This window comes from Fusibacter sp. (genome assembly GCF_057447755.1).
Genome location: NZ_JBVBZF010000240.1, coordinates 1 through 5,548, shown reverse-complemented (window position 1 = coordinate 5,548; position 5,548 = coordinate 1). Strand labels below are relative to the sequence as shown.

4 protein-coding genes are annotated in these 5,548 nt (G+C 37.6%); all 4 read right to left on the bottom strand.

Going from position 1 to position 5,548, the window contains the following annotated elements; translation table 11 throughout:
• On the bottom strand, positions 1 to 464 hold a 464-nt coding region (locus tag AC220I_RS17475), incomplete at its 3' end, for a thiamine pyrophosphate-binding protein (RefSeq protein WP_486725150.1).
• A 67-nt stretch (positions 465 to 531) separates the two neighbouring features.
• Entirely contained in the window at positions 532 to 1,941 is a 1,410-nt protein-coding gene (locus AC220I_RS17470) for an aldehyde dehydrogenase family protein (RefSeq protein WP_486725149.1), read from the bottom strand.
• Between the two features lie 565 nt (positions 1,942 to 2,506).
• Positions 2,507 to 3,769, bottom strand: coding sequence for a cation:proton antiporter (locus tag AC220I_RS17465; RefSeq protein ID WP_486725148.1), 1,263 nt, complete (start codon positions 3,767 to 3,769; stop codon positions 2,507 to 2,509).
• 95 nt (positions 3,770 to 3,864) lie between these two features.
• The coding region (locus AC220I_RS17460) for a putative bifunctional diguanylate cyclase/phosphodiesterase (protein WP_486725147.1) at positions 3,865 to 5,548 on the bottom strand (1,684 nt) is incomplete at its 5' end.

Here is a 5,548-nt window from a genome sequence, read left to right as displayed (position 1 = left end):
GACTCTGCAAGTCTAAAAGCTTTATCTAGAATTTCAGGGAATAATTCTGGCTTATCAATTCTCCATGCACGTTTTACGATTGGTTTGTATAGATCATACTGAGAACCATCACAATGCATGTTAACTTCTTGATGAGGGTGCTTGCCATAGTAGAAACTTGGAACATCCCCCGCAATTACGACCATTGGTACAGAATCTAGAGAAGCATTTGCAACCCCTGTTAAAGCATTTGTAAGTCCTGGTCCTAGGTGACAAAGCACCACACTTGCTTTATTGGTAACTCTAGCGTATCCGTCCGCCGCATGTGCAGCGAGTTGCTCATGTCTGACTGACACAAAGTTCAAATCAGAGTCTTTCAAAGCATCAAGCATAGCGATTACAGTGTGACCACATAGTCCAAAGACGTTTTTTACATCTCTTCTCACCAAATAATCCACCAGTTGATGTGAAACTAATTTTTCCATTATAACCCTCCTAATACCTTACTTTTCAAGCCGTTTTTATTATTGTTGCAATAATTAAGTACAACTATTATTTTTCTAATTCCGCATCGTAGTACTCACCAAATAATTCTTCTAGTGATGGACGATCTTCTGGAATTGGTCTCGATACCCAAGTTACGTTCATGTAGTGCTTCAAGTTCACATTCTCAGAGATGATGTTACCACCCCAAGTACCACAACCTAAGCTTGATGTCATCGGCATACCATTTGTAAATGAACCAGCATTTGCTTTTGACTGTGGTTGTCTAACCATGATACGGCTAACAGGTGCAACTGATGCAAGTGCATGAATGTGGTCGTCATTAAATGAGTAGATTCCACATGAATGGCCTTTACCTTGATTGTTGTAGATGGTATGCATCATTGAAAGGGCATTATCGAAACCTTTGTATTTAAATACTGCGAAGAGTGTTGTTAACTTTTCATATGAGAAGAAGTGACCCTTGCCTACGCCATCGCCTTCGACGAAGATGAACTTTCTATCTTCTGGGATTTCAAAGCCAGCAGCCTGTGCAAGCTTTTGAGGTGCAAGTGCTACAGTATCCGGAAGTCTATGACCTTCTTCATCCCAGATTACATTTTTAAGTTTTTCTTTTTCTTCTTCATTTGCAAGGTAACCACCGATTGCGATAAACTCTTTGATCATGTCATCATAGATTGATTCTTCAATAATAAGGTTACCGTCTGCAGAACAACCAGAACCGAAATCTGAAGTTTTACTTAACATCGTATTCATTGCTGCTTCTTTAATATCCGCTGTCTCATCAATAATCATTGTTGAGTTACCAGCACCAACGCCGTAAGCAGGTGTTCCTGAGCTGTAAGCAGATCTAACAAGTGCTTGTCCGCCAGTTGCAAGGACGAGGTCTGCTTCTGACATAAGCGTTTGAGTCATTTGAAGGTTAACATTTTGAAGACATTGGATGATATCCTCTGGAGCGCCTTCTTTTCTAAGAGCTTCTCTCATGATTTCAACCGCTTTGTAAGCCGTGTTTTTTGATCTTGGATGTGGCGAGAAAATGACTGCATCTCTTGCTTTAATTGCATATACAGTTGTTCCAGCTGGTGTTAAAACAGGGTTAGTCGTTGGTACAACTGAAGCAATGATGCCCACCGGTTTCGCATATTTTGAAATGCCTTTAATAGGATCTTCTTCGATTAAGCCAACACTTTTTTGTCTTAAAGCATCTCTTAAAATACCATGTACTTTAAATCTTTTACCAGGACGGCCATTTGCATCGCCAAGACGACTTTCTTCAACGCCCATGATCGACAATTCTGTGAATACTTTTTTATTTGATATTGCAGCAGCAACAGCACGACACAATTTATCAACTCTTTCCTGATCATATGTTTCGAATATTGCAAGTGCCTTTCTAGCTTTCTCAAATGCTAAATCTAATTCTTCTCTTTGAATACTTGTTAACTCTTTTGACATTTCAAACCTCCAAATTATTTCACTCTGTGAATTTGTATTTTATAGAGTGGTTTATTTGAGATAAGATTAACATTATCCATTTTAAAAGTCAATAGATTTTTATGGTATAAAATCATAGTGAAATTGCTTCTGGTTAGTTTTTATCCCATAATTATCCATTCGAGAAAATATTTCCTTATTGTCATCAAAGCATTGTAAAAACAGGATTGTTAAGTTATTAATTAAAATTTCAAAATTGATTTATGTACACCTATTAAACCATACTCAGCCCATGTTTTCAAGCGTTTTCACAATATTATGTTTTTTCAAAAGCAAAATAGTATTTCGCTTAATAAAAGTCATTTTTAATTAATGAAAATCATTTCTATTTATCAAAATAATTTTCTTATAAATTTTTATTAATACAGGCCCCATGATTTGTTTTCTTTGATGACTTAAACCCATGCTCATTGACATAGTTCGAGACCTTACATTCCCCACCTTGGCTTTAGACTCAATTTTTTGTATAAAAAAAATGCTCTAATCTTTCGATTAAAGCATTTTGACGATTTTCTTGTTGTCTTTGTTAAGCATGTTCAAGTTCAGAAAATGGTACTAGGGTCTTTTCAGGTTGATCTGGTTTGATTAAACCGAGCTTGCAAGCAAATAGGCTTGCTGTTGTCGCTTGAAATAAGAGGGTCATTATAATTGTCATGAAGACAACCGACGAAATGATATTTGCATATGGGATTTTAAGGCTCACTATTAGGCCTGAGAGCGCTGCTGGAATGACACCAGTTTCTCTGACCCACATCATAAAGATAATTTCATTTTTCTTCCACTTGACCTTACGGTCTGGTAAAGTACAAACCAAAACTGAAAATGGTCTTACAATAAAAATCAAGACACTGACAATCAATAAGGATTCTTTCCAGTATTGGCTTAGTGACTTAAAGTCCACATGCATACCCAACAATATAAAAATGGCAATTTTCATAATGGTGGTGACTGTTTCTCTAACGTTCTTTTGAACCTCAAAATCCAGAGTCGGCACCCAGAGCTTAAAACTCTTTTTGTTGCCGCAAATGAGTCCAGTCATAAATGTAGACATGTAGCCGCTACCATGTAGGGCCTCCGCTAAACTGAACGAAATCATTACAGCAAGTATTGAAACGATTGGCGCAAATTCGGTGAACAAACCAAACTTACCTTCTGAGACACTCAGTGAAAATATTACCCCAACCAAAACCCCACTGACGATACCAAATACGATCATGGTAGAAAGGGAAATTAGATTTTCACTGATTGAAAATGATCCAGATTGAATAATGGTAATAATCGTAAGCACTAAGATGGCGCCAACAGCATCATTAAAAGCGGATTCGCTTATAACCGTTTGCTTAACGCGATCGACAATCTTAAGCTTAGAAAAAACAGGCACCAGGGCCGCTGGATCTGTAGATGCGATTACCGCACCAATTAAAAGTGCATAGATAAATTCAATTTTAAAAACCCACATAGCAACTAACCCTATGGATACAGCGCTGATCAGCACGCCAACAGTGGCTAGTAATGCGACGGTCCACTTGACCTCATTTAACACCTTCAATTTGATTTCTCTACCACCATCGTACAGAATAAAAGCTGCTCCGAATGTGAGAATAAACTGGTTCACACTTGAATGTGTATCAACATTCACAAGGTTCAGCATGGCAGGTCCAATTAAAACACCCGCAAATAAAAAGATGACGATATCTGGTATCTTGACGATTTTGCTCATTTTTGACGCAACAACACCCACAAATAATATAAGTGCAGGTACCATGAGCGATACTGATGTTTCTTCCAAGGCACACCCTTCTTTCTTAATTTAACTACCCTAAGGATTTTCTATAGGACATAACTCAGTATACGCTCATTTTGCAAAAATACAATCCATTTATATTAGGTATTCTTTAATTCATTGTTAATTTTTTGTGGCGTAAAATACTTGGTTTCAAAATCAGATTTTGAAAGTGGCTTACTGTAATAGTAACCCTGAACTTCATCACAACCAATGGATTTCAAATACTCTAATTGATCGTAGGATTCCACACCTTCAGCGATCGTTAGAAGCCCCATCCCTTTAGCCATCATGGTGATGGCCTTTATGATCAATCGGTCCACATGATCGGTATGAATATTGTCTATTAGTTCTTTTGCAATTTTAATACGGTCTATATCGAATCGTTTAATATAACTAAGCGAAGAATAGCCCGTCCCAAAATCATCTATGGAAATATGAACACCTAGCCCATATAGGGCAGTAAAAATTTCCTCCATGGTCACATTTGAGTTCATTGCACTGTTCTCAGTGATTTCAAAATCGAGATTTGATGCATCTACAGTTGTGGCATCAATCAGTGTCACTATATAGGAAAAGAAATCAATACTGTCAAATTGGACAGGCGAAATATTGATCCCGAGCTTAAAATTTGGATCGTAAGTTTCATTCCAAGTGACAAGCTGTTCCATGCCCTTTTTAAGAACCCACTTTCCAATAGAAAGAATCACATCAGATTGTTCAGCTATGGGTATGAACTCCGCAGGTGAAATTTGACCAATAATTGGATTATGCCATCTTAAAAGTGCTTCTGCCCCAATGAGTTTTTCAGAGCCGATCTCAATCTGAGGCTGATAATACAATTCAAATTCTTGTTCATAATCGGCATTTTTGAGCATGAGTTCAATTTCATTTGATCGTTCAAGCATCTCAGAGAGATTGGATTTATAATAGACGATTTTTTCGCCAGAGTTGAGTTTTTTGGCTTGGAGCATGGCAATATCAGCATACCTCAAGAGTTGACTAAACCGCTCTGTATCCTCAGGGTATTTTGAAACACCAACGCTTGCGTCAAGTGTAAACAAATACTGATCAATTTCAATTGGCGTTCTAACAACTTTAAGGATGTTCTCGCTGACTGGCTGAGAACCATCTATGCCCTTACATTGACAAATAACCCCAAATTCATCTCCACCAATCCTGCAGACGGTCACTTCATCTGGCTTATTGGTCTTAAAATTATTAGCCAAAGCTTCAATCACACGATCTCCCATCTCATGACCGTGGATATCATTGATCAATTTAAAGCGATCAATATCAAGATAAAAAAGTAAAAATGGTGTTTTATTGTTGACCAACGTTTCAACCTGTCTCAGAAAGTATCTCCTATTTGGTAAATCACACAAGGTATCCATATTGGCAAGATAATTGAGGTTCTGATTACTTTTCTCAAGTTCAGCAGTTCTTTCAGCGACGCGCTCCTCCAGGTAATCGTTGTATTTCTTTTCACGTTCAAGAAGGATCTCAACTTCTTTAACCTTGCTGAAGTAATGACTGACAAAGCGATGTAGCCCCAACAAAACAAATGATTTTAAAACAACCACAAGGTCCACATACCCCAAAATTAGGAAAGCAATAGGCACAATTAATATCCATTTAATATGGTATCCTTTAGCGTACCTCGGCTCAAAACCACCAGTCTCATCCAAGCGGTCTTCCTTAATTTTAATATAATAAATGGCAGCGCTTGCATACCCTAATAAGGAGAGCGAGATCATAAAGAGAATATCTGAAATATTATTCGCG